Annotated in this window: 23 protein-coding genes, 1 tRNA gene and 1 pseudogene; 19 read left to right on the top strand and 6 right to left on the bottom strand. The window is 69.2% G+C overall.

Features of this window, described 5'->3' with window-relative positions; genetic code table 11:
* Positions 1-252: 252 nt before the first annotated feature.
* Positions 253-756, bottom strand: coding sequence for a response regulator (locus tag ACQEWB_RS33455; protein ID WP_432837622.1), 504 nt, complete (start codon positions 754-756; stop codon positions 253-255).
* Between the two features lie 270 nt (positions 757-1,026).
* On the opposite strand from ACQEWB_RS33455, the gene ACQEWB_RS33450 reads away from it, so the two are divergent.
* Positions 1,027-1,098, top strand: a tRNA-Arg gene (locus ACQEWB_RS33450).
* A 264-nt stretch (positions 1,099-1,362) separates the two neighbouring features.
* Positions 1,363-1,992, top strand: a complete 630-nt coding sequence (locus ACQEWB_RS33445; RefSeq protein ID WP_432837620.1) for a hypothetical protein — start codon at positions 1,363-1,365, stop codon at positions 1,990-1,992.
* A gap of 125 nt (positions 1,993-2,117) precedes the next feature.
* On the opposite strand, the gene ACQEWB_RS33440 is transcribed toward ACQEWB_RS33445, so the two are convergent.
* Positions 2,118-2,837, bottom strand: a complete 720-nt coding sequence (locus tag ACQEWB_RS33440) for a hypothetical protein (RefSeq protein ID WP_432837618.1) — start codon at positions 2,835-2,837, stop codon at positions 2,118-2,120.
* 228 nt (positions 2,838-3,065) lie between these two features.
* Between ACQEWB_RS33440 and ACQEWB_RS33435 the strand changes: the two are divergent.
* The 3 genes and pseudogenes from ACQEWB_RS33435 to ACQEWB_RS33425 all read left to right on the top strand — a co-directional run bounded on the left by ACQEWB_RS33435 (position 3,066) and on the right by ACQEWB_RS33425 (position 6,161).
* Positions 3,066-4,223: pseudogene (locus ACQEWB_RS33435) on the top strand (IS3 family transposase).
* Between the two features lie 255 nt (positions 4,224-4,478).
* On the top strand, positions 4,479-4,886 hold the full coding sequence (locus tag ACQEWB_RS33430) for an NUDIX hydrolase (RefSeq protein WP_432837616.1): 408 nt from the start codon (positions 4,479-4,481) through the stop codon (positions 4,884-4,886).
* Between the two features lie 771 nt (positions 4,887-5,657).
* Complete coding sequence (locus ACQEWB_RS33425; protein ID WP_432837614.1) at positions 5,658-6,161, top strand: hypothetical protein; 504 nt, start codon at positions 5,658-5,660, stop codon at positions 6,159-6,161.
* An 18-nt stretch (positions 6,162-6,179) separates the two neighbouring features.
* On the opposite strand, the gene ACQEWB_RS33420 is transcribed toward ACQEWB_RS33425, so the two are convergent.
* Positions 6,180-7,238, bottom strand: a complete 1,059-nt coding sequence (locus tag ACQEWB_RS33420) for a Ku protein (protein ID WP_432837612.1) — start codon at positions 7,236-7,238, stop codon at positions 6,180-6,182.
* A 39-nt stretch (positions 7,239-7,277) separates the two neighbouring features.
* Here ACQEWB_RS33420 and ligD point away from each other — a divergent pair, with 39 nt between their 5' ends.
* The 3 genes from ligD (at position 7,278) to ACQEWB_RS33405 (ending at position 11,051) form a co-directional block, all read left to right on the top strand.
* Positions 7,278-8,159: a non-homologous end-joining DNA ligase gene (gene ligD / locus ACQEWB_RS33415; RefSeq protein WP_432837610.1), complete on the top strand. Its 882-nt coding sequence runs from the start codon at positions 7,278-7,280 to the stop codon at positions 8,157-8,159.
* A gap of 117 nt (positions 8,160-8,276) precedes the next feature.
* Entirely contained in the window at positions 8,277-9,599 is a 1,323-nt protein-coding gene (locus ACQEWB_RS33410) for a vanadium-dependent haloperoxidase (RefSeq protein WP_432837608.1), read from the top strand.
* 102 nt (positions 9,600-9,701) lie between these two features.
* The gene (locus ACQEWB_RS33405) at positions 9,702-11,051 is read left to right on the top strand and encodes a vanadium-dependent haloperoxidase (RefSeq protein WP_432837606.1); all 1,350 of its coding nucleotides are present in this window, start codon (positions 9,702-9,704) and stop codon (positions 11,049-11,051) included.
* 4 nt (positions 11,052-11,055) lie between these two features.
* On the opposite strand, the gene ACQEWB_RS33400 is transcribed toward ACQEWB_RS33405, so the two are convergent.
* The gene (locus tag ACQEWB_RS33400; RefSeq protein WP_432837604.1) at positions 11,056-11,859 is read right to left on the bottom strand and encodes a nuclease-related domain-containing protein; all 804 of its coding nucleotides are present in this window, start codon (positions 11,857-11,859) and stop codon (positions 11,056-11,058) included.
* Positions 11,860-11,959: 100 nt separating this feature from the next.
* Between ACQEWB_RS33400 and ACQEWB_RS33395 the strand changes: the two genes are divergently transcribed.
* From ACQEWB_RS33395 to ACQEWB_RS33365, 7 genes are all read left to right on the top strand, one after another.
* Positions 11,960-12,466 carry a protein-tyrosine phosphatase family protein gene (locus ACQEWB_RS33395; protein WP_432837601.1) on the top strand — a complete coding sequence of 169 codons (507 nt, stop codon included), beginning with the start codon at positions 11,960-11,962 and terminating at the stop codon, positions 12,464-12,466.
* Positions 12,467-12,586: 120 nt separating this feature from the next.
* Positions 12,587-13,309 carry a hypothetical protein gene (locus ACQEWB_RS33390; protein ID WP_432837599.1) on the top strand — a complete coding sequence of 241 codons (723 nt, stop codon included), beginning with the start codon at positions 12,587-12,589 and terminating at the stop codon, positions 13,307-13,309.
* Positions 13,306-14,550, top strand: coding sequence for an ATP-binding protein (locus ACQEWB_RS33385; RefSeq protein WP_432837597.1), 1,245 nt, complete (start codon positions 13,306-13,308; stop codon positions 14,548-14,550). Before ACQEWB_RS33390 ends, ACQEWB_RS33385 begins: the two co-directional genes overlap by 4 nt.
* 151 nt (positions 14,551-14,701) lie before the next feature.
* On the top strand, positions 14,702-15,118 hold the full coding sequence (locus ACQEWB_RS33380) for an SH3 domain-containing protein (RefSeq protein ID WP_432837594.1): 417 nt from the start codon (positions 14,702-14,704) through the stop codon (positions 15,116-15,118).
* Between the two features lie 43 nt (positions 15,119-15,161).
* Positions 15,162-16,523 carry an FtsW/RodA/SpoVE family cell cycle protein gene (locus ACQEWB_RS33375; protein ID WP_432837592.1) on the top strand — a complete coding sequence of 454 codons (1,362 nt, stop codon included), beginning with the start codon at positions 15,162-15,164 and terminating at the stop codon, positions 16,521-16,523.
* Complete coding sequence (locus ACQEWB_RS33370; RefSeq protein ID WP_432837590.1) at positions 16,520-17,977, top strand: penicillin-binding transpeptidase domain-containing protein; 1,458 nt, start codon at positions 16,520-16,522, stop codon at positions 17,975-17,977. The genes ACQEWB_RS33375 and ACQEWB_RS33370 overlap by 4 nt, the downstream gene beginning before the upstream one ends.
* Positions 17,978-18,022: 45 nt before the next feature.
* Positions 18,023-18,538 carry a DUF3291 domain-containing protein gene (locus ACQEWB_RS33365; protein WP_432837588.1) on the top strand — a complete coding sequence of 172 codons (516 nt, stop codon included), beginning with the start codon at positions 18,023-18,025 and terminating at the stop codon, positions 18,536-18,538.
* A gap of 6 nt (positions 18,539-18,544) precedes the next feature.
* Here the strand turns inward: ACQEWB_RS33365 and ACQEWB_RS33360 are convergent, their stop codons facing one another.
* Positions 18,545-19,654 (bottom strand): ferritin-like domain-containing protein, encoded by a 1,110-nt coding sequence (locus ACQEWB_RS33360; protein ID WP_432837586.1) that lies wholly within the window; start codon positions 19,652-19,654, stop codon positions 18,545-18,547.
* Between the two features lie 90 nt (positions 19,655-19,744).
* Between ACQEWB_RS33360 and ACQEWB_RS33355 the strand changes: the two genes are divergently transcribed.
* From ACQEWB_RS33355 to ACQEWB_RS33340, 4 genes are all read left to right on the top strand, one after another.
* Positions 19,745-20,683: an AurF N-oxygenase family protein gene (locus tag ACQEWB_RS33355; protein WP_432837584.1), complete on the top strand. Its 939-nt coding sequence runs from the start codon at positions 19,745-19,747 to the stop codon at positions 20,681-20,683.
* A gap of 44 nt (positions 20,684-20,727) precedes the next feature.
* Positions 20,728-21,375 (top strand): TetR/AcrR family transcriptional regulator, encoded by a 648-nt coding sequence (locus ACQEWB_RS33350; RefSeq protein ID WP_432837582.1) that lies wholly within the window; start codon positions 20,728-20,730, stop codon positions 21,373-21,375.
* A gap of 10 nt (positions 21,376-21,385) precedes the next feature.
* Positions 21,386-21,703 carry a hypothetical protein gene (locus tag ACQEWB_RS33345; protein WP_432837580.1) on the top strand — a complete coding sequence of 106 codons (318 nt, stop codon included), beginning with the start codon at positions 21,386-21,388 and terminating at the stop codon, positions 21,701-21,703.
* A gap of 102 nt (positions 21,704-21,805) precedes the next feature.
* Positions 21,806-22,876 carry an NlpC/P60 family protein gene (locus ACQEWB_RS33340; protein WP_432837578.1) on the top strand — a complete coding sequence of 357 codons (1,071 nt, stop codon included), beginning with the start codon at positions 21,806-21,808 and terminating at the stop codon, positions 22,874-22,876.
* Here ACQEWB_RS33340 and ACQEWB_RS33335 read toward each other — a convergent pair.
* A complete protein-coding gene (locus ACQEWB_RS33335) occupies positions 22,846-24,102 on the bottom strand; it encodes a styrene monooxygenase/indole monooxygenase family protein (RefSeq protein ID WP_432837576.1) in 1,257 nt (418 codons plus the stop codon). The genes ACQEWB_RS33340 and ACQEWB_RS33335 overlap by 31 nt on opposite strands.
* Positions 24,103-24,110: the final 8 nt, after the last annotated feature.

Genomic DNA, 24,110 nt, shown 5'->3' with positions numbered 1-24,110 from the left:
AGGAGGGGGGTGGGTAGGCGAGCCGGTTTGGGGAGGGTCCGGGATGTGGGACGGGACCGGGGCCGGGGCGGGGGCTGGGGGCGGGGGCTGGGCGGAAGGTCGGGGTCGGGGCGGAGGTCAGGGCCGGACAGAGGCCTGGGCCGGGATGCGGGGGCCGAGCAAGAGCGGGACGGGGCAGGGATGCGGGACGGGTCCAGGAGCCGAGGCAGGGATGTGGAGCTGTCAGCCGGGACTGCCAGCCACGGTCCTTGGTCAGGCGCCGGCGCGCCCTGCCCGCTCGGCCTCACCGACACCGAGGACGGCCTCAAGAGCTGAAGCCTCAGCTACCTCCCTCTCCTTCTCCCCCTCTCCCTCCCGTCCCCCTTCTCCCCTTCCGCTCCTCCTCCGCTCGATCAACTGCTGTACGAGGCGCACGAGTTCGGCGGGTTCGAAGGGCTTGGCGAGGAAGGCGTCGACGCCGACGTCGAGGCCGGTCTCGACCTCGTAGGAGGTGCAGGCGCTGACGATGGCGAGCGGAAGGTCACGAGTGCGGGGGTCGGAACGCAGCCGCGCAGCCGTCCGCAACCCGTCGAGCCGCGGCATGACCACGTCCAGCGTCACGACATCGGGCCGCACCTGATGAACGACATCCAGACACTCGGCACCATCGGCCGCGGTCACGACCTCGAGCCCCTCCAGCTCGAGATTGACCCTGATCAACTGCCGGATGACCTTGTTGTCGTCCACAACAAGCACCCGACCCGACGCGCCTGGCACAACTCGAGAGTAGGTCGACCCCGGCCACCGCGTCCGGGTTTTCCCCACTTCCAACCTGTGCGGGGGACGCTGGGAGAAGGCGTACGGGATACGAGGGCAGGCCCGACTGAAGCCCCGACGGCAGGCCGTACGGCCACCCCCAGGACTCACCGCGCCGACAGGCATCACCCTGCACCGATGCCCGGGGCGACGCCGGGAAACCCGTTCATGAACACCCCGTTGGAGCTGGTAGGGTTCTACCCGTCGCCGCGCACACAGCGCAGCGGACACGCCCCCGTAGCTCAGGGGATAGAGCAACGGCCTCCGGAGCCGTGTGCGCAGGTTCGAATCCTGCCGGGGGCACAGAAGCCGGAACAGCGTGATCAGACCGCTGAAGTGCCAGACACAAAGAGTCGGCCCCAGTCTCACTGGGTCCGGCTCTTTGTCGTTGCTGCGCACTGATCGCGATAGACCTGCGCTAGAGGGTTCGCCTGCACGCCGAACGCGCTGCCTCGTCGCGACGTGATCCTCCCATCGAGCCCGCTGCTACACCAACTCCCGACGAGACGACCACCTAGGTCTGACTACGGGCTGGATTAACGTCCCATAGCTTCTACTATGCCGACTATGACCAGCGACGCAAGGTTGCAAAAGCTGCTGCACGCTTATGACTTGGAGCGGCAAGACGAGCGGGGCTACTGGACCACGACGTCGGCGCTCATGCTGACAGCCCTGAGCGCGCTTCTGACCGTGACGCTTGTCGCCAAGTCCCCTCCCTGGGGTATGTGGATCGCCGTACCGTTCATTGCCTTCGCGCTCGGCGCTTACCACGTGCAGCAGTCCGCGATCGGAGCTCGCCGACGCTGGTACATGGAAGCCCTTGAGGTTGAATTGAGTAAGGGCGAGTGGGCGCTCGTCGTGGACGAGAGGGTTGAAACGGATAGGAAGGTTTTTGAACCGGCTGAAATCCGACCCTTTGCGAACAACGGCTACACATGGTCACTGGCGACTAATGATCCAGAGCGTGCCGCAGGGGTCGCGGCGATCTGCATCTTCGTGGGCAGCGTCCTGGGGCCAGCCCTCCTGATCGCTGGCGCGGTTGCCGTGTCGCTGTTCAGGATCGTTGACAGCGGTCACCCCTGCGTCGCTTGGGGGGTGGGGATTCCCGTAGTCCTTCTCCTAGCCGCTCTCATCTGGACCATGTTCACGCTGACAACCCGGGAATCCCGGCAGAAGAGTTGGGAAAAGGTGAACTAGGTTTCGACTCCGCCGACATTCAGCTCCCGCCGAGCAAAGCGATTCATGCGAGCTACGGGCGGCCCTTTAGCTCAGCTCGGGGCGCACGGTAATCGGAACTCGACGATGTGCTCACTGCGCTACCCCTAGCGCGGGAGCGGATCCTCAAAGTCGGCAATCTCGTAGTTGAGACGCAAACCCATGCGCTTAGAGAACTCGGCAGCCAAAGATCGGGCTGACCGCCAGGCCCACTCAGCGCAGCCAGCACCAAAGGCATGGTCAGGAAACCAAGGGTTACCAGAGCCGCTCATCAATGCATTCTCGGGGAACTTGCCTTTGAGTGCACCCTCATGCCTGTGCGGGTCATCTGTAGTTCTTTCATGCGGCTTGTAATGAACAACGTAGTTACGCAGCTCAATCAATCGCTTAGCGTCCTGATAAGGGTTCTCACCCTTCTCAAGTTTCGGCCTATTGGCGAAAGATAGCGCAAGGTTATACTTGTCCAGAGCCTGCAACCGATCTCCGGTTGCTTCCCAGAGCGTCGCCATGTGTGAGCGACAGTCGGCCGACAGTTGACCAAAGTACGATCCGCGCTCTTCAGTAGCGTCCACGTAAACTTCGTTGATTGCGGCCTCAACAAATGCTACCGACTCGGTCACAGAAGCCAGCACCAGACCTCGATGACGTGCGTCAAACAGGGGTGCACGGCTTGCCAGAGCACGCTCTCTCTCATTTGCGTCCTGCGCCAAGTACCTGGCCGCGTAGAGATGATGAGTAGATAGGTACGAACGAAGGCTCGCCGTGGCGTCAAAAGCTACTGCGAACACCGCCGCTGCCTCGCCACCCTCATTCTGGCCAGATTCCATATCACAGACCCTTCATTTTCGAACTCTGGCCTGACCGCCAGTTTCAATAAACAGCCGTCTCACTCGTATGCTCCCAATAATCCCTGAAAGCTTCCTCGCGCACATCATCCGGCCGTTCAGGATAGTTCATGGGTCTGCCGCACGATCGGGTGACTGGGTTGACCTGCCCCACCTCTCAGGTTCCAGTTCTGCTGGCTAACTGACGGCCTTCACGAAAGGCTGCCGGACATGCCCCGCGCCTACCCCGCTGAGTTCCGCGCCCGCGCCATCGCGTTGGTGCGGGCAGGAAAGGAACAGAAGCAGACCGCCGTTGACCTCGGCATCCATCCGGTCACGTTGTCGAAGTGGTTGCGCCAGGACGACATCGACAACGGCCGGCGCCCTGGCAGGGTCTCGGAGGAGTCCGCAGAGCTGCGTGCAGCGCGGCGACGGATCCGCGAGCTGGAAACCGAGCTTGCGATCGTCCGCAAGGCCGCCACGTTCCTCGGCGAGGACAAGCCGGCCCCAAAAGGCTCTACCCGGTGATCGACCGTCTCGTCGATGCCGGGGCACCGGTCGACCGATGCTGCCGGATCCTCGGGGTCGCCCGGCAGAACTACTACAAGCACAAGCGCACCCCGACCACACTGCGGCAGTTGCGACGGCAGTGGCTGACCGGGCTGATCCAGGAGGTCCACGTCGCCTCACGCGGCACCTACGGCTACCGCCGCGTCCACGCCGAGCTCACCCTGGGCATGGGCATCCAGGTGTGCGCGGACCGTGTCGGTGCTGATGACACAGGCCAGGATCCACGGACTGCCCGGACCGGTGCGGATCAAGCGCCTGCGGGGTGTCGTCACCGCCGACGACCTGGTCAACCGCAAGTTCCATCGGCTGCGTCCCAACGAGCTGTGGGTCACCGACATCACGCAACACCGCACCAGAGAGGGGTGGGTGTACTGCGCGGCGGTCCTGGACGCGTTCAGCCGCAAGATCGTGGGCTGGTCGATCGACTCCAGACAGGACTCCACCCTCGTGGTCAACGCGCTGGACATGGCCCTGCGCAACCGGCGTCCCGAACCAGGCGGGATCGTGCACGCCGATCACGGCACCCAGTTCACCTCCTGGGCCTTCGGCGAGCGGATCCGCTCCGCCGGGCTCCTGCCATCGTTCGGCACAGTCGGAGACGGCCTGGACAACGCGATGATGGAGTCGTTCTGGTCCTCGATGCAGATCGAGCTGCTCAACCGCAGACGGTGGAAGACCCGGGTCGAGTTGGCGAACGTGATCTTCGAGTACATCGAGGTCTTCCACAACCGACAGCGGCGCCACTCAGCACTGGGCTACCGCACCCCGATCGAGTACGAACTACTCTCCGAACAAGACACCATCCCCGCCGCCAGTTAGCCACCGCGGCTGGAACCCAAACCGCGGGGCAGGTCAACCTGTCACCCAAACCTGCATCAGACCCGCTGGTGAGCCATCTTGTTTCGAGAGCTGAAGAGCAACCCGAGATCTGTCCAGAGGGCGGGATATCCTGCCGGGGGCACCCTGTGAGGTGCCCAAAGGCCCCGTCGTCAGCGGAAATGCTGTGGGCGGGGTCTTCGCGTTTGTGTGGACGCATGCCGCTCCGGGCTGGTGCCTTCCGATACGGTCCGGGCCATGGTGAACGGCGACGGCGTGCCGGAGAAGGTGGCGTGGGTTCTGGTGCGGGATGGCCGGGTGTTGGTGACTCGTAGTCATGGGAGGGACCGCTTCTATCTTCCGGGCGGTCATCGCGAGCCGGGTGAGTCCGACAGTGAGACTCTGGTGCGGGAGATCGACGAGGAGCTTCAGGCGGCGATCAGTCCTGGTTCCATGGTGCGCTTCGGGACTTTCGAGATCGGCGAGGGCCATCCCGGGCACGGCCCCTTTCGGATGATCTGCTACACCGCCGAGCACCGCGGTGAGCTGATCCCGTCGAGGGAGATCGCCGAGAAGGCGTGGTTCCGGCATGCCGATCGGGACCGGGTTTCGGTCGTCGACGCGATGGTCTTCGACGCGCTTCACGAGGCCGGCCGGCTTTCCTGATCCCGTGACCGCCGGACTGGCCCGGCGCAGCCGTGTGCCCTTCCTGGCGGCCCCAGTTCGGGGCCTTCCGGAAGGTGATCAACGGGCGTAATCTCCTGCCTCGCGCAAGATCTTCGCGTTTGGAGTCGGGGGAGGCCGGATGCAGCACCGTTCTACGCCGCTCGCCAGGGGGCTGGGGGCGGCGGCGTTGTCGGCGGCGGGGGTCGCCTGGGGCGCCGGCTCTTTGTGGTACGTCGGTGACGGGCCGCGGGTGGATGTTCTTGTGCCGCTTGCTCTGGCCGCGGTGTTCGTCGTGGGGTGGGTGGTGGTCTCCCGGTCGGCTCCCCTCGTCGAGCCGTTGCCGGCCGCCGCCGATCCGCTGGGGAGGGTGCCCGGGAAGCTGGGGGCGGTGCGTCGTGACTGGGGGCTGATCGTCACCGCCTACCTCACCATCTGGGCGCCGTATGTGGCGGCCGGCAGCGCCTACGGCGGTGGGGGCTCGACGGCCGGGGCCCTGTACTGCCTGGTCACCTTTCTCCTCGGTGCGGTGTTGTCCCTGCTCTGCCTCACCCTGCTCCAGAGCTATCTCGATCGCGGGCAGCGCATGCTCAAGGAGGATGCTGCCGCGGGGAGCGTGCATGCGGTTCGCGTGCGGTTCGGTACTCCGGTGCGCGAGGCGTATCGGTATCCGACGGGGAAGGGTGTCGGCCGGATCGGCGTCAACAGTTCGTATTCCATCGAGTTCGTTCCCGAGGGGACGGCGGCGAGCAGCCGGTCGTCCGGCTCCAGGCCGTGCACGTCGGCCACAGTGACATCGTCAGCCACAAGCACCTCACCCACGCCGCCTCCCAACTCGGCCGCCACGGTGGCTGGTTGTGCTGGCCGGCTCGGTGGCGGGACATCGCGGGCACGAACAGGGAGCGCAAGGTTTCCGCAGCCTTCGTCGCCGACTCCGGGCACGTGGTCTGGGGTACGACCCCGGAGGAGGACCACGCCCACTACCTGCGTGACGGTGCCGCGCCCGTCTGCGAGACCGACGTCGCGCTCACCGTCGTACCGGTTCCTCGGCCCTCCCGGTACTTTCCGAAAGTGCACGCCTCGCACCTGCGCATCGCGGCGGTCGGAGCCCTCCTCGCCGTTCCGTTCCTGCTCGATGTCGTCCCGTACTGGGCCCGGTTGGTGTTGGGTGTGGTCTCCGGCGGCCTGGGGCTTTTCGCGGGGATGACGATCGACGGAGTGGGCGTGGACCAGGAACCGTGGGTCGTGCGTGAGAAGTTGCATCCGTCGCTGCAGTAGGCGGTGCCTGACGCCCGATCACGCCGTGCGTTTGCGGGACGTCGTCTTCTTCGCCGGGGCTGTTTTCTTCGCCGGGGCTGTTTTCTTCGCCGTCGTCTTCTTCGCCGACGCCGTAGCCTGTGTCGATTCGGCCGTCGACTTCTTCGCCGATGCCGTGGTCTTCTTCGCGGCCGTCTTTTTCGGAGTCGTCGACGTCGTCTTCCTGCCGGTCTTCTGTTTCGGTGTCGTGCTTGCCGACTTGCGGGCCGGGAGGCGTCTGACCTCGGCCTTCGGTGCGGGCTCCGTGTCGGCCGGCTCCTCGCCCCTCGACTTCTTCGCCGCGCTCACGCTCTTCTCCAGTGCCGCCATCAGGTCCAGGACCTTGCCGCCCCGGGACGGTTCCGGGGATTCCGGAGGGGATTCGCCGGCCGCCTTTGCCGCTACGACCTCCTCGAGGGCCTCCCGGTACTCGTCGTGGAGTTCGTCGAGGTCGATCTCGCCCAGGGTGTCCATGAGGGCGTCCGCGAGGTCGAGTTCCTTGGCGTTGACGGTGACGTTCGTGTCGGGGGCGACGCCCTCGGGGGCGCGGACCTCGTCCGGCCAGAGGAGGCCGTGCATGGCGATCGCCTCGTCCACCACGCGGAGCATGCCCAGGCGTTCGCGGCCTCGTAGGGCGTACTTCGCTATCGCCACCTTGTTGCTGCGTTTCAGGGCCTCGCGCAGCAGGGTGTACGGCTTTGCCGCCGGGACGCCGCCCGCGGCCAGGTAGTACGCCGAGTCCATCTGGAGGGGGTCTATGCGGTCCGCGGGGACGAAGGCCACGATCTCGATCGTCTTCGCGGTGGGGAGGGGCAGGTGCGCGAGGTCCTCGTCCGTGATCTGGATGATCGTGCCGTCGGCGTCCTCGTAACCCTTGCCGATCTCGGCCGAGCTGATCTCCTTGTCCTCCAGTTCGCAGAACTTGCGGTAGCGGACGCGGCCGCCGTCCTCCAGGTGGATCTGGCGGAAGGAGATCGAGCGGCTCTCGGTGGCGTTCACCAGCTTGATCGGGATGCTGACCAGGCCGAACGAGATGGCGCCGTTCCATATGGATCTCACGGGCGGGATCCTTTCCGGAATGTCTGGAATTCTTATGGTATGACGCCCATCACGGAGGTGGAGGGGAGACGGCTCGCGCTCAGCAACCTGGAGAAGGTGCTCTATCCGGAGACCGGGTTCACCAAGGGCGAGGTGCTGCACTACTACGCCGTCAACGCCGAGGCGATCCTTCCCCATCTGCGGGATCGGCCCGTTTCGTTCCTGCGGTATCCGGACGGGCCGGACGGGCAGCTGTTCTTCACCAAGAACGTGCCTCCGGGTACGCCCGACTGGGTCACCACCGCCGAGGTGTCGCGGTCGGAGGGGCCGGCGCGGATGGTGCTCGTGCAGGATCTGCCGAGTCTGATGTGGGCCGCCAATCTCGTGACCGAGTTCCATACGCATCAGTGGGTGGTACGGGACCCAGGCGTCGCCGACCGGATCGTCTTCGATCTCGATCCGGGGGCGCCCGCGAGCATCGTCGACTGTTGTCGGGTGGCGGTGTGGTTGCGGGAACGGCTCGCGGGCGACGGCTTCGACGCCCTCGCCAAGACCTCCGGGTCGAAGGGGCTGCATGTGCTCGCCGCCGTGCGGCCGGTAGCGTCCGAGCAGGTCAGTGAGTACGCCAAACAGCTCGCCGTCGAGGCCGAGCGGGCCATGCCGCGGCTCGTGCTGCACCGGATGACCCGGAGCCTGCGGCCCGGCAAGGTCTTCGTCGACTGGAGCCAGAACGCGGCCCGGAAGACCACCGCCACGCCCTATACGTTGCGCGCCCGGCCAGAGCCCAGCGTCTCGGCGCCCATCACCTGGGGCGAGGTCGAGGCGTGTACGGCGCCTGCCCGGCTGGCCTTCCGGGCGGACGACATCGCCCCCCGCCTCCAGGACTACGGCGACCTGCTCGCCCCGCTCCTCGACCCGGGCGACGCGGCCCCGCTGCCCTGAGCCCTCGGCTCGACGGACAGCCGTAAACCGCTCCAACGGGTGCACCGCACCCGCCGTTCCGAGGGCACCTCTGACCACGGGGGGACATCGGCACGCCCGCACCCACCAAGGAGCAGCATGGAAGCGCGACCACCCACCTGCACCCATATCACCGGCCGCCCACCCGGCACCTTCCCTCTCCGCCGCACCTTCGCCGTAGGCCTCACCGCCCTCGCCCTCGCCGCCCTCCCCTGGGCGCCCGAGGCAGCCACCGCCGCCCCGAGACCCGTGCCGGGCTCCGGTGTCGTCAACGACTGGAACAAGACCGCCGTCGACGTCGTCTTCGGGGACGCCAAGCGGCCGACCGCCGAGCCGTTCCTCTGGTACGGCTTCGTCCAGGCCGCCGTCTACAACGCCGTGGTCGGCATCGAGGGCCGGTACGCCGAGTACAAGTGGGACGTGCGAGGGCCGCGCAACGCCTCCTCCGAGGCCGCCGCCGCTGCCGCCGCCCGGCGGGTGCTGCTCACCTACTTCCCGGCCTCCCGGAAGCGCATCGACGCCGCCTACACCGCCTCGCTCGGCAAGATCCCGGACGGGAAGGCCGAGCGGGCCGGGGTCGCCTTCGGGGAGAAGGCCGCCCGGCGGATCATCCAGCTGCGCGAGCACGACGGGCGCGATGCCGAGGTCGCCTTCGATCCCAAGCCGGCCCCCGGTGTCTGGCGGCCCGCCCCGCCCAACTACAGCCCGGCCGTCAACCCGTGGCTCGGGAAGGTGCGGCCGATGACCTTCGGCTCGCCGGACAAGTTCCTGCCGGGGCCGCCGCCGGCGCTGACCTCCGAGCGGTACGCCCGGGATCTGGCCGAGACCAAGGCCGTGGGAGGGAAGAACAGCAGCGAGCGGTCGCCGTACGGGACCGAGACCGCGCTGTTCTTCTCCGATCCGCTGCCCCAGCAGCTCCAGGCCGGCTACCGGGACCACGTGGCCAGGCACCGGCTGGACATCGTCGAGGCGGCCCGGCTGTTCGCCGCGCTCAACACCGCGGCCGCCGACGCCACGATCACCACCTGGAACGCCAAGTTCGGCTACGCCTTCTGGCGGCCGATCCACGCCATCCGGCTCGCCGACACCGACGGCAACCCCGCCACCGAGGCCGACCCGTCCTGGGAGCCGCTGCTCAACACCCCGCCCTACCCGGAGTACATCGGCGGGCACTGCGCCAACGACGGCGCCGTCATGGCCGTACTCGACCGCCTGACCGGTGGTGACATCGACCTGCGCCTGCACTCGGCGGTCACCGGCACCACGCGCACGTACACCAGCGCCCGCGACTACAACCACGACGTGATCAACGCCCGTATCTGGAGCGGGATCCACTTCCGTACCGCCGACGTCGTCGGGAACCGGATCGGGCGCCGGATCGGCCACTGGACGCTCGACCACTACTTCCAACCCCTGCGCTAGAGAGGGGCGTTCAGCGGGCTGACCAATCAGCGGAATGCGCCGGTCCGCGCCGGACCCGGGTGCACCCTTGGCTCCAACCGAAACCAGCCAAGGGGGGCACCCATGGCACAGAAACAGTTGAACGACCGGCATGGATCGTCGGCAGCGCCCGGACCCCGCACTGCTCCCCACCTCTCCCGCACCGTCCGCCGCACCCTCGTCGTCGGCCTGACGGTCCTCGCCCTCGGCGCCGTGCCGTGGGCCTCGCAGGCGGCCGGCGCGCCCCGGGCGCCGAAGTCCGTCCCAGGTGCCGGCGTGATCGACGACTGGAGCCGGACCGCCGTCGACGTCGTCCAGACGGACGCCAAGCGGCCGGGGGCCGAGCAGTTCCTCTGGTACGGCTTCGTCGACGCCGCCGTCTACAACGCCGTGGTCGGCATCGAGGGCCGGTACGCCGAGTACAAGTGGGACGTACGAGGGCCGCGGCACGCCTCCTCCGAGGCCGCCGCCGCTGCCGCCGCGCACCGGATCCTGCTCACCTACTTCCCGGCCTCACAGGCCCGGGTCGACGCCGCTTACACCGCCTCGCTCGGCAAGATCCCGGACGGGAAGGCCGAGGACGACGGGGTCGCCTTCGGGGAGAAGGCCGCCGCGCACATCGTGCGGTTGCGCGAGGGCGACGGGCGGGGTGCGCCGGTCACCTTCGACAAGCCGCCCGCGCCCGGCGTCTGGCGGCCCACCCTGCCCGCGAACGCGCCCATGATCGACCCGTGGCTCGCCAAGGTACGGCCCATGGTGCTGCGCTCCTCGGACCAGCTCCGGCCCGGTCCCCCGCCGGCGCTGACCTCGAAGGCGTACACGAGGGACTTCGCCGAGATCAAGGTGATGGGCGTGCGGACCGGGTCCGGGCGTACCGACGCGCAGACCGAGACCGGACGGTTCTTCGGTGATGTGCTGCCGGTGCAGTTCCAGGCGGCCTACCGCGGGTACGTCGAGCGGCACGGCCTGGACATCGTGGACGCGGCGCGGCTGTTCGCGGCCACCGGTACGGCGACCGCCGACGCGTCGATCACCGCGTGGAACACCAAGCTGACCTATGGCCAGTGGCGTCCCATCACGGCGGTCCGGCTGGCCGACACCGACGGCAACCCGGCCACCACGGCCGACCCGGACTGGCTGCCGCTGCTCGACACGCCCGCCTACCCGGACTACATGAGCGGCCACTGCACCAACGACGCGGCCACGATGAAGGTCCTGTCCCGGCTGACCGGCGGTGACATCGACTTCCGTGTCTCGTCGGCCGTCACGGGCACCACCCGGACGTACACGAGCGCCGCGGACTACAACCGCGACGTGATCAACGCCCGGGTCTGGGCCGGCATCCACTTCCGGACCAGCGACATCGTGGCCAACCGCGTCGGCACCCGGATCGGAGCCTGGACGCTCGACCACTACTTCAAGCCGCTCCGATAACAGGTCAGACCCGCGTCCACGTCCCCCGGTCCCGCGCCATCGCGTGCAGTGCCTCCACGTCGGCCGGCTTCAGTACGCCGCCGGTGCGGGCCAGGCCCTCGACCTCCGTGTCCTGGAGGATGCGGACCTCGCGCAGGGGCGCTGTGACGGACAGGTCCGCCGGGCCGGCCAGGGCCAGGACCGGGTGGACCTCGGCCGTCAGGGCGTAGGACGCCCGGTCGGCGTCGGCGCGGACGCGGCGCAGCAGCGGGTGGGGGTCGCGGCGGCCCAGGGTGACCATGGGGTCCGCGACCGTCACCCGCTGTTTGCGGGCGTAGAGGGTGTGTACGGCGAACAGGCCGCCGGGGCCGATCGCCAGGTGGTGGACCCGGTCGCCGCCCGGGAGCGGGATCGAGTGCAGGGCGTGCCAGCCCGCGCCGTCCAGGCGGTCCAGGGCGTCGCCGACCGCCTGTTCCGCCGCGAGGGCCCGGCGGCGCGGGTCCGGGCGGAGCCGGTGGTTGGGGCCGGGCTCGCGGTCCAGGGCGACCAGCAGCGCCTCGCCGGGGCGGTTGGGCGCCAGGTCGTCGTCCGGGTGGAGGGAGAGGCGCGCCAGCTCGGCCGGCGTGGGCACCGGCGGCGGGCCCACGGCCACCGGGCCGGTGAGGAAGGGGCCCAGGACCTCCAGCACCTCGTCCTTCTCGTCCTCGCTGAGCAGGTTGATCCTGGCCGCCTCACGGTCGTACCAGGCGATGTTCCGTCCGTCCGTCTGGCACACGTAGAGCCGCTCCTGACCGTGTCGCCAGGTCGGTATGACGCGCAGTCCGTTCATGCACCATCACCCCTTGACCATGGGAACAGGCGGGGTGCTCTGCGGGCAAGAACCCGGTTACCTTTGACAGCAGTTGGGAGGGGGACTTGGGGAGGCGTGATTGCGTACCCGCAGGAAGCAGCCCGACGTACCGGCCCCGGACGACCCGTGGAGCGAGATCGTGCCCGGCCTGTGGATGGGCGGGCACGAGTTCCGTGGGCGCACCGGACAACGTGAATTCGCCGTCGTACGCGATGAGTTCGATCTCGTACAGACCCTGTTGAGACTGCCCGGGCACGGTCCCGACCCGGGCGTCGAACACCACGTGTGGCCCATTCCGGACGGGCCGCTGGACGGGACCCAGCTCGCGGGGGTGATACGGCTGGCACTGGCCGCGAGCGAGGCACTGGACGAGGGCCGCGAGGTCCTCGTCCGCTGTTACCACGGCTACAACCGCTCGGGGCTGGTGGTGGCGCACGCCCTGGTGCGGCGCGGCCACTCCGCGGAGGAGGCGATCCGGCTGATCCGGGCCCGCCGCTCGCCGTGGGCGCTGCACAACGACCTGTTCGTCGACTATCTGCGGGCGGGTCTGCCGACGGCCCGGCTGCTGGAGGAGCTTGCCGAGTAACGTTTCCTCGCACGCATGAGCGTGCCATGAGTGCACCATGAGTGCGCAAAAAGGACTTCCGTACGAATAGGGTGTACGGGGCCGTAGAGGGCCGTAGACATCCCGTACCCCAGGAGCACAGTGCCCCCCAGACGTCCCGTACACCTCCTGCGCACCGTCACCGCCGTCGCCGTGCTCGCGGCGTCCGCGGTGGCCTGCGGTGACGCGGGCGGGCTCGAGGGCGCCGGGTCGACGCCGACCGCGACCAGCCCGGCCAAGCTGTGGCCGGACCTCACGCCCGCCTCCAGCCCCGCCTGGAACTACGACAACGGCGATTCCGAGGCCATGCAGGGCATCACCGCGCCCGGCGACGACATCCGCAAGGTGGATCCGGTGGCCGTCGTGAAGGCGGAGATCGCCCAGCACCCGGACGAGTACGGCGGCTCGAAGGCGCAGTACCGCGGGACCGTGCGCCGGATGGCGTACTGCGGCAGGAAGCCCGCGGACGCCAGGTGCCCGCTGCTCAAGGCCTACTACCGCGACATCACCGGCGACGGACACGCCGACCTGACGCTCGGCTTCCGGCTGCTGCCGGGCAACCAGACGGCCGTCCGCGTCTACACCGTCGAGGCCGGCCGGGTGGTCCAGGTGATGTCCAACGACGACGCCGTCAGCGGGGTCGAGCTGACCGGGCGCTCGGTGATCATCCACGCGCCGTCCGACCTCGCGGACTACGAGTACCGCTTCCAGTGGACCTGGGACCCCGAGCAGCACGTCATGCTGCTCACCCACGACGAGATGCTGCACATCGGCAGGCGCGAGCGCCTGTCCACCCCGTCCGCCTCCCCCTCGGCGACCTCATGAGCAGGCTCGCGCTCCCGCACTGGGCCGGCACGCTCGCCGTGAAGGCCGCCGTGTTCATCACGGTGATGTGCTGCGCGCTGGCCGCGATGCTCGGCGTACTCGTGCATGTCTCGGTGACCAACCAGACCGTCGGCCAGGCCCGCGACCTGGCACTGTCCCGGCTGACCGACGCGACCCGGGCGTACGAGGCCGGGGACACGCTGCTCGGGGGCGCGGGGGTGGATCCGCCGGGGCTGCCGGACGCGCTGCGGTCGCTGGCCGCGGAGGGGGACCGCGGCACGATGGTCTCCGAGCACCGCGGGCATCCGACGATGTGGGCGGCGGGTCCGGCCGACCGGAACCGGGCCCTCGCGGTCGAGGTCGACTACTCGCAGCAGTCCCGCACCATCGCCGCGCTCGACCGGTCGATCCTGTGGTCGTCCGGGCTGGCGATCGGGGCGACGCTGCTGGTGGGCGCGTTCGCGGTGACCCGGGTGACACGGCGGCTGCACGCGACCGCGCAGGTCGCCCGGCGGATCAGCGGGGGTGACCTGGACGCGCGGGTCGACGACGCGCGGGCCCAGGATCCGACCCGGCCGCAGGACGAGGTGGCCGCGGTGGCGGCCGCACTGGACTCCATGGCCGCCTCGTTGCAGGGGAAGCTGCTGAGTGAGCAGCGGTTCACGGCGGATGTCGCGCATGAGCTGCGGACGCCGCTCACGGGGTTGCACGCGGCGGCGGAGTTGCTGCCGCCGGGGCGGCCCACCGAGCTGGTACGGGATCGGGTGGCCGCGCTGCGGACGCTCACCGAGGACCTGCTGGAGATCTCCCGGCTGGACACCGGGCGGGAGCGGCTGGAGCTGGACGCGGAGGAGTTGGGGGCGCTGGCTTCTCGGGTGGTGCGGGCGTCGGGGACCGATACCGAGGTCGTGGTGGTGCGGGACGCCCGGGTGGAGACGGATCGGCGGCGGCTGGAGCGGGTGCTGGGGAACTTGGTGGCCAACGCTCACAAGCATGGGCGGGGGCGGGTGTCGCTGACAGTTGACGGGCCTGTGGTGACCGTGCGGGATGAGGGCGACGGGTTTCCTGACTATTTGGTCGAGCATGGGCCGCAGCGGTTTCGGACGGAGGGTGGGGCCAAGGGGCACGGTCTTGGGCTGACCATTGCGGTAGGACAGGCGGAGGTTCTTGGGGCTCGGCTTGAATTCGCCAACGCCGTTGGGGGCGGGGCCGTGGCGCGACTGACGCTGCGTGGGGGTTGATCGCGCCCACGCGGCGGAGCCGCAAATCGATACAGCCCCGCGCCCCTAAAAGCAAAAGACCACGGCTGGCCCAACCTGAAAAGCCACCCTCGGCCAACGCTCCTAATGTGGCGGTAAGTCAGGTTCGTCCCCCTCGTGGAGGTTCAGCCCCATGTCCCTGCGTTCCGCCATCAGCCGTATCGCCATAGCCACCGCCGCCGGCGCACTCATAACGTCCGTCGTCGCCACTCCCGCGCTCGCCGACGACGAGTGGGACGAGGGTGGTGGGGACCCGGGGTTCAGCCAGCAGGACGACCGTGGGGACTGGGACCACGGTGAGCACCACAACAACCCGCGGCTGTACCGCGGGGTCGTCACCGCCAGCGAGTTGTTTCTGCGCAGCGCGCCGAACCGGGGCAGCCAGGTGATCCGCGTGGCCTATCGGGGCGAGCACGTCTCGATCTTCTGCAAGACCACCGGACAGTACATCCAGGGCAACAACCGCTGGTACCTCCTCACGGACGGCACCTGGGCCTGGGGTTCGGCCCGGTACATCGACACCATCGGGCCCACGCCACGCTGGTGCTGAGGCCCTGAGGTCGCAAGACGCACTATTTGGGTAGGTTCCGGACATGACCAACGCCGGAACCACCGTGGCCAAGGCGGATCCCCCCGCTCCCGCGGTACGCCTCCCCCGGCGCCGTGGCATCGAGCTGGCCCTCATCGTCCTCGCCGTCCTGCTCTCGGTGTACGGCTACTGCGACGTCGGCCTGGCCAAGAACGGCACCGTCCCGCCCGGCGCCGCCGGTTACGGCGCCGGGCTCGGCGTGCTCGCGCTCCTCGCGCACATCGCCGTACGACTGCGGGCCCCGGACGCCGACCCGCTGCTCCTGCCGATCGGCGTCCTGCTCAACGGCCTCGGCCTGGTCCTGATCTACCGCCTCGACCTGGAGACCCCCGGCGACCGCGCGGCGCCCACCCAACTCGTCTGGTCCACACTGGGCGTGACCCTGTTCATCGTCGTGGTGCTGGTGCTGCGCGACCACCGGGTCCTTCAGCGTTATGCGTACGTCTGTGTCGTCGCCGCCCTCGTGCTGCTTCTGCTCCCGATCCTCTTCCCGGCCGTCAACGGCGCCCGGATCTGGATCCGGATCGCCGGATTCTCCATCCAGCCGGGCGAGTTCGCGAAGGTGCTGCTGGCCGTCTTCTTCGCCGCCTACCTCGCCGACAACCGCAACGCGCTCGCGTACGCGGGCCGCCGGGTGTGGTTCATGCAGCTGCCCACGGGCCGGGTGCTGGGCCCGATCGTCGCCATCTGGCTGCTGAGCGTGGGCGTGCTGGTGCTGGAGCGGGACCTGGGGACCTCACTGCTGTTCTTCGGGCTCTTCGTGGTGTTGTTGTACGTCGCCACCGGGCGGACCGGGTGGATCGCGGTCGGGCTGCTGCTCACCTCGCTGGGTGCGGTGGCCGTGGGCTGGCTGGAGCCGCATGTGCACGGCCGGGTCGAGGACTGGCTGCATCCGTTCGCATCCATCGACGCCGGCCAGGGCCCGAACCAACTGGCCCAGTCCCTCTTCGCCTTCGCCGCGGGCGGCATCCTCGGGACCGGCCTCGGCCTCGGCCACTCGATCCTCATCGGCTTCGCCGCCAAGTCGGACTTCATCCTGGCGACCGCGGGCGAGGAGCTGGGGCTGGCGGGACTGTCCGCGATCTTCCTGCTCTACGGGCTGCTGGTGGAGCGCGGCTACCGGGCCGGACTGTCGCTGCGGGAACCTTTCGGCCGGCTGCTCGCGGTCGGGCTGGCCTCGATCGTCGCGCTCCAGGTCTTCGTGATCGCCGGCGGGGTGTGCGGTCTGATCCCGCTCACCGGCATGGCGATGCCCTTCCTCGCCCAGGGCGGCTCCTCGGTCGTCACCAACTGGGCGATCGTCGCCCTGCTGATCCGGATCAGCGATTCGGCGCGCAGTCAGTACGACGGCGAGGTCGCCCCGTGACCAGGTACATCCGGCACGCGGCCGCCTTCTGCACCCTCCTCCTGGTCGCCCTCCTCGTCAACGCCACCCGCATCCAGGTCGTCCAGGCCGGCCGCTACGACGACAACCCGGCCAACCGCCGCTCCACGATCGCCCGTTACGACCAGAAGCGCGGGAACATCCTGGTCGGCGGCAAGTCCGTCACCGGCTCCCGGGACACCGGCGAACAGCTCCGCTACGAACGGACGTACACGAACGGCCCGTTGTACGCCCCCGTCACCGGCTTCGCCTCACAGGTGTACGGCACCACGCTCCTTGAGCACAGCGGGGACGCGGTGCTGTCCGGGACCGACCCGATGCTCACGCCGTTCCCGCTGTGGAACGACCTGACGCGGGCGCAGAACCCGGGCGGGAACGTCGTAACCACGCTCAACAGGGCGGCGCAGCAGGCGGCTTACGAGGGGCTGGGGGGCCGGAAAGGGGCGGTGGCGGCCGTGGAGCCCTCGACGGGGCGGGTGTTGGCCCTGGTGTCCTCGCCGTCCTACGATCCCGCCGTGCTGTCGGGGAACTCGGCGGCCACGGAGCGGTCGTGGGCGCGGCTGAACGCGGATCCCGACAAGCCGACGCTGAACCGGGCGGTGCGGCAGACGTATCCGCCGGGGTCGACCTTCAAGGTGGTGACCGCGGCGGCGGCGCTGGACGCGGGGGTCGTGACGGATGTCGACAAGCCGACCGACTCGCCGGATCCGTACACGCTGCCGGGTACGTCGACCTCGCTGACGAACGAGGGGGACGGATGCGCGGACGCCTCGCTGCGGGCCGCGTTCGAGTGGTCGTGCAACACGGTGTTCGCGAAGCTGGGGGTGGACGTGGGGGTGGCGGACATGGCGGCGACGGCGGAGGACTTCGGGTTCAACGACGCGGGGCTGCGGATCCCCTTCTCGGTCGCGCCGAGCACCTTCGACACCTCGGTCGACAAGGCGCAGCTGGCGCTGTCGTCGATCGGGCAGTACAACACGCGGGCCACGCCGTTGCAGATGGCGATGGTCGCGGCGGCCGTGGCCAACGGCGGGCAGGTGCGGGCGCCTTACCTCGTCGAGCGGACGACGACGGACGACGGCGACACGTTGTCCACGTCCGGCTCGCGGCCGGTGCGGCAGGCGATGCATCCGGCGACGGCGGTGCGGATGAAGGAACTGATGGAGGACGTGGTGACGGAGGGGACCGGCACGAACGCGGCGATCCCGGGCGCGACGGTCGGCGGCAAGACCGGGACCGCCCAGCACGGTCTCGGCAACTCCGGTACGCCGTATGCCTGGTTCGTGTCCTGGGCGCAGGGGGAGCGGGATCTGGAGCCGAAGGTCGCGGTCGCCGTGGTGGTGGAGGACGCGTCGGCGGACCGGGGGGACATCACGGGGGGCGGGGTGGCGGCGCCGATCGCGCGGGCGGTGATGGAGGCGGTGCTCGGTTCGTGAGACGGGGGTACCGCGGGCGCCCCACCCCGACCTACCGTTCGGTACATGACGTCAACCGCCGCGTACGAACTCGCCCAGGTCAACATCGGACGCCTCAAAGCCCCGCTGGACTCACCGCAGTTGAAGGACTTCGTCGACAGTCTCGACCCCGTGAACGCCGACGCGGACGCGGCCGACGGTTTCGTGTGGCGGCTGCAGAGCGAGGGCGGCGACGCGACGGACATCGCCGTCTTCGGCGACGAGTGGCTCATCATCAACATGTCGGTGTGGCGGGACACGAACGCCCTGACCGCGTACATGTACCAGGGCGCCCACCGGGAGATGCTGGCCCGCCGCAGGGAGTTCTTCGAGCGGGTGCAGGAGGCGATGGTCGCCCTGTGGTGGGTCCCGGCGGGACACCGTCCGACGGTGGCGGAGGCGGAGGAACGCCTGCTGCACCTACGCACGAACGGGCCCACCCCGCACGCCTTCACCCTCCGGACCTCCTTCCCACCGGGGGCGGCGGGGACGGAGGTACCGGTCCTCGGGGAGGTGCCGGAGGATCTGGGGTGCCCGGTCTAGCGCCCGTCAGCCCTCCGCCGCCCCCGCCTCGATCGCGTCCCGTACTTCCGCCACCCGTTCCTGTTCCTCCGCCGCGAAGCGTTCCGCGTCGAGTCTTTCGGCGATTTCCTCGTCCTGGGCCATCAGCAGGTCCAGGTTGGAGTTGCCCATCTCGAAGACGCCCATGTCGACGTACGCCTGTTGCAGGCGTTTGCCCCACAGGCCGACGTCCTTGACGCAGGGGACTATGCGGGAGAAGAGCAACTGACGGAACAGGGCGAGGAATTCGGAGGCCTCGCTGTATTCCTCCGCCTCGGCCGTGGGGATGCCGAAGTTCTCCAGGACCTCGACTCCGCGGAGGCGGTCGCGCATCAAGTAGCAGCCCTCGATGACGAATTCCTCGCGTTCGCGGAGTTCGGCGTCGGTGAGCTGTTTGTAGTAGTCGCGCAGCGCCATACGGCCGAAGGCCACGTGCCGGGCCTCGTCCTGCATGACGTAAGCCAGGATCTGTTTGGGGAGCGGCTTGTCCGTGGTGTCGCGGATCATGCCGAAGGCGGCGAGGGCCAGGCCCTCGATCAGCACCTGCATGCCCAGGTACGGCATGTCCCAGCGGCTGTCGCGCAGGGTGTCGCCGAGGAGTGACTGGAGGTTGTCGTTGATCGGGTACAGCATGCCGATCTTCTCGTGCAGGAAGCGGCCGTAGATCTCCGCGTGCCGCGCCTCGTCCATCACCTGCGTCGCCGAGTAGAGCTTGGCGTCGAGGTCGGGGACGGACTCGACGATCCGCGCCGCGCACACCATCGCGCCCTGCTCACCGTGCAGGAACTGGCTGAACTGCCAGGAGGCGAGATGCCTCCGCAGCTCGCCCTTGTCCTTCTCGGTGAACTTCGCCCAGTACTTGGTGCCGTAGAGGGAGATCGACTCGTCGGGGGTGCCGAGGGGGTCGTGGGGATCCACCTCCAGGCTCCAGTCGATGCGCTTCTGACCGTCCCACTGCTTGTCCTTGCCCTTCTGGTACAGGGCGAGCAGACGGTCGCGGCCGTCGTCGTACTCCCAGGCGAAGCGGGCCGCGCCGGTCGCCGGTACCTGCCAGTGGGGGTCCCCGGGGTCCGTGGTGTACAGGTCGAATGTCGGCATGCTCCGCAGGCTCCCCCTTCGTAGACGCCGGGTCAACAAGTCGCGCGCGAGGGATTGACGCCCTTGCTGACAAGCAGTCTCATAAGAGCCATGACGACCCTGACGGAAGCCGACGCGTTGGAAGGCCTGCGTGACGCGCTCGGGCTGCTCAAGGACCGCGAGCAGGTGGCCGAACGGCTGCTCGCCTCCTCCGCGAAGCACTCCTTCGACCCGGACAAGGAGCTGGACTGGGACGCACCCTTCGAGGAGGGGAAGTGGTTCTGGCCGCCGGAGCTGGTCTCGCTGTACGACACGCCGCTGTGGAAGCGGATGGGCGAGGAGCAGCGGATCCTGCTGTCGCAGCACGAGGCCGCGGCGCTGGCCTCGCTCGGGATCTGGTTCGAGCTCATCCTGATGCAGCTGCTGGTGCGGCACATCTACGACAAGGCGGCGACGACCGCGCATGTGCGGTACGCGCTCACCGAGATCGAGGACGAGTGCCGGCACTCCAAGATGTTCGCCCGGCTCATCGAACGCGGGGACGCACCCTGGTACCCGGTGGCCCGGATCCATCAGAACCTCGGCCGGCTCTTCAAGACGATCTCGACGACCCCGGGGTCCTTCACGGCGACCCTGCTGGGCGAGGAGGTTCTGGACTGGATGCAGCGGCTGACGTTCCCGGACGAGCGGGTGCAGCCGTTGATCCGGGGCGTCACCCGGATTCATGTCGTCGAGGAGGCACGGCATGTGCGGTACGCCCGTGAGGAGCTGCGGCGGCAGATGGTGACCGCGCCTCGGTGGTCCCAGGAGTTCACCCGGGTCACGTCCGGGGAGTTCGCCCGGGTGTTCTCGGTCGCCTTCGTGAATCCCGAGGTGTACACGAATGTCGGGCTGGACAAGCGGGAGGCCCTCGCGCAGGTGCAGGCGAGCGGGCATCGGCGGGAGGTCATGCAGACCGGCGCCAGGCGGTTGACCGACTTCCTGGACGACATCGGGGTGCTTCGGGGGGTCGGGCGGCGGTTGTGGAAGAGCTCGGGGCTGCTGGCCTGATGAAAACAGGTGGTCATGCGCTGCCTGCGATTACGCTGCAACCCATGACGCCCGCCGCCCCCGCCTACCGTCGGCTCAGCGTTGAGGAGCGTCGCAGTCAGCTTCTCGACGCCGCCCTCGGACTCTTCGCCCACCGTGCCCCCGAGGACGTGTCGCTCGACGACGTCGCGGAGGCGGCCGGGGTGTCCCGGCCCCTGGTGTACCGGTACTTCCCGGGAGGCAAGCAGCAGCTGTACGAAGCCGCGCTGCGGTCCGCCGCCGACGAGCTTCGGCAGTGTTTCGACGAACCCCGGGAAGGGCCGCTCCTCCCCCGGCTCTCCCGCGCCCTCGACCGGTATCTCACCTTCGTCGACGTGCACGACGCCGGGTTCAGCGCGCTGCTCCAGGGCGGCAGCGTCGTCGAGACCTCCCGGACGACCGCCATCGTGGACGGGGTGCGGCGGGCGGCCGCCGTGCACATTCTCAGCCACCTGGGGGTCAGTGAGCCCGGGCTGCGGCTGCGGACGACCGTCCGGATGTGGATCACCGCCGTCGAGGCGGCCTCCCTCATCTGGCTCGACGAGGGGAAGCAGCCGCCGGTCGAGGAGTTGCGGGACTGGCTGGTGGAGCAGTTCGCGGCCGTGCTGTCGGTGACGGCGAACCGGGACCCGCAGACCGCCGCGCTGGTGCGGGCGCTCGCGGACGATGTCTGAGACTGGTGTCGTGAAGAGCGAACCGATTCCCTTCGAGGGCGGACCCATGGACGGGCGTGTGCTGCCCGTCCTCGGCGGCCCGACCGGGCATCCGCCGAAGATCTACCGCATCCCGGTCCCCGACCCGGCCGGCGGCCCGGACACCGTACTCGTCTACCGGCGGGTGGCACGCGGGTACAGCAAGCGGCTCGGCATCCAGCAGGGCTGGAAGTACGAGTACGACCCCGCGGCCGGGCCCGACGCCGGCCGGCCGAAGTGGCCCTGGTCGAAACCGGACAGCAGGCCAGACGCCACGCCGGGCGGCAAGCCGGACGACACCGACGGGTGACCGGGTTGGGCCGAACCGCGCACACCCGGCGCGCGGAGCCGGCACGCACGACTGAAGCTCGCGGTGCGGAGCAGAGGGGCTGCCCGCACCGGAGGTGATGACGTGTCAGGAAGGCTTCTGCGTCTGGTGTGTACGGCGGCGGTGGCGGCCGGCACGGTCCTCGCGCCGCTGCCCGCAGTGGCCGTACCGGAGCCGCCCGCGGCCGGAGAGCGGTCCGTCTCCCAGTTGCTGACGGATCTACAGGGGTTGTACCGGGAGGCCGAGCAGGCCACCGAGACGTACAACGGGACCGCGGAGAGGCTGAAGAAGCAGCGCGCCGACGTCGACCGGCTGGACCGTGAACTGGCCCGCGCCCGGCTCTCCCTGCACGACAGCCGGGGGGCGGCGGGGCGGCTGGCCCGGCAGCAGTACCAGAACAGCACGGACCTCTCGCCGTACGTCCGGCTGCTGCTCGCCCGCGATCCGCAGCAGGCGCTCGACGAGGGCCATGTCATCGGGCAGTTGGCGCGCGAGCGGGCCGAGATGGTCGGGCGGCTCACGGGAAGCGAGAAGAAGGCCGGTGAGCTGGCGCGGGAGGCCCGCAAGGCGCTCGACGGTCAACTCTCCCTCGCCGAGCGGCAGAAGAAGGAGCGGGACGGTGTGGAGAAGCGACTCAAGGACGTCGAGGAGCTGCTCGTCTCGCTCACGCCTGAACAGGTGGCTGCGGTAGGGAAGTTGGAACAGGACCAAGTCGACCGGGCGCAGGAGCAGTTCATGGCTTCGGGAGCGCCGGGGACCGAGAGCGAGCCGTCACGAGAGGGGGACCGGGCCGTGCGGTACGCCGTGCAACAGCTCGGGAAGCCGTACGAGTGGGGGGCGGAGGGGCCGGCGTCGTACGACTGCTCGGGGCTCACGTCCCAGGCCTGGGGGCATGCGGGGACACCGATCCCGCGGACCAGTCAGGAGCAGTGGGCGCGACTGCCGCGGGTACCGGTCAAGGAACTGCGGCCGGGTGACCTGGTGATCTACTTTCCCGAGGCCACGCACGTGGCGATGTACCTGGGAGCGGGGATGGTGGTGCAGGCTCCGAGGACCGGCGAGCAGGTGAAGGTCTCGCCCGTCGCGTCCTATCCGATTCTCGGAGCCGTGCGGCCGGACGGCGATCAGGCGGCTCCGGCGACAGAGGCGAGGTAGGCCTCGGCCTTGTCGGGCTCGTAGAAGAAGTTCTCGAAGTCGGACGGGTCGTCGAAGCCGTTGGCGAAGCGGTCGGCGACCGGCTGCAACTGGCCTGCCGCGCCGATCAGGTTGAGGATGTGCTCCGGCGGCGGGGACAGCATCGCGTTGGTCCACTTGGTGACGTGCTGGGCGGTGTCCCAGTAGCGTTCGAAGGTGGCCCGCATCCAGGTCTCGTCGAACTCCTTCTCACCGTGCTCCAGGATCGAGGCGAGGTAGGAAGCGGCGCACTTGGCGGCCGAGTTGGAGCCCTGGCCGGTGATCGGGTCGTTGGCCACGACGACGTCCGCGACACCGAGGACCAGGCCGCCGCCGGGCAGGCGGCCGATCGGGTTGCGGACGGTGGGGGCGTAACGGCCGGCCAACACGCCGCCCGCGTCGGTCAGTTCGACCTTGGTGGCCCGCGCGTGCTCCCAGGGCGTGTACCGCTCCATGAGTTCCAGGGTCAGGGAGAGGTGCTCGGCCGGGTCCTTGACGCCGTTGAAGACGTCGAGCGGGCCGCCGGGTATGCCCTCCCAGAACAGGATGTCGGCGCGGCCGGAGGTGGTGAGCGTCGGCATGACGAACAACTCGCCCACGCCCGGCACCAGGTTGCAGCGGACCGCGTCGTGGTCCGGGTGCTCGGGGCGGGGCCCGAGACCGTGGACGTACGACACCGCGAGGGCCCGCTGCGGCTCGCCGTACGGCGAACGGGACGCGTCCCGGCCGAACATGGACACCAGCTCGCCCTTGCCCGCCGACACCAGCACCAGGTCGTAGGTACGGGAGAAGTAGTCGAGGTCGGAGACCGCCGCGCCGTGGATGACCAGCTGGCCGCCGCGCTGAGCGAACGTCTCCATCCAGCCGGCCATCTTCACCCGCTGGTCGACCGACTGCGCGTACCCGTCGAGGCTGCCCAGCCAGTCGATGGCACGGGCCGCGGGGCCCTCGGCCCACGAGCCCGGGGCCGCGACCGAGACGCCGAGTCCTTCGATCTTCGGGGCCTGGGACTCCCAGAAGTTCAGCTGGAGATCGCGCTCGTGCTGCAGTGCCGTGTGGAACATGCACTGCGTCGACATGACCCGGCCGGAGCGGATCTCGTCCGCCGTCCGGTTCGACATCAGGGTGACCTCGTACCCGTTCGACTGGAGGCCTAGGGCGAGCTGGAGTCCGGACTGGCCGGCTCCTACGACGAGTATCTTCCGCATACGGGGGC

The organism is Streptomyces sp. CA-249302 (assembly GCF_050936785.1).
In the GTDB taxonomy this organism is placed as follows: domain Bacteria; phylum Actinomycetota; class Actinomycetes; order Streptomycetales; family Streptomycetaceae; genus Streptomyces.
The sequence above is the reverse complement of the archived record's forward strand: the minus strand, read 5'-3'. Positions and strand labels throughout refer to the sequence as shown.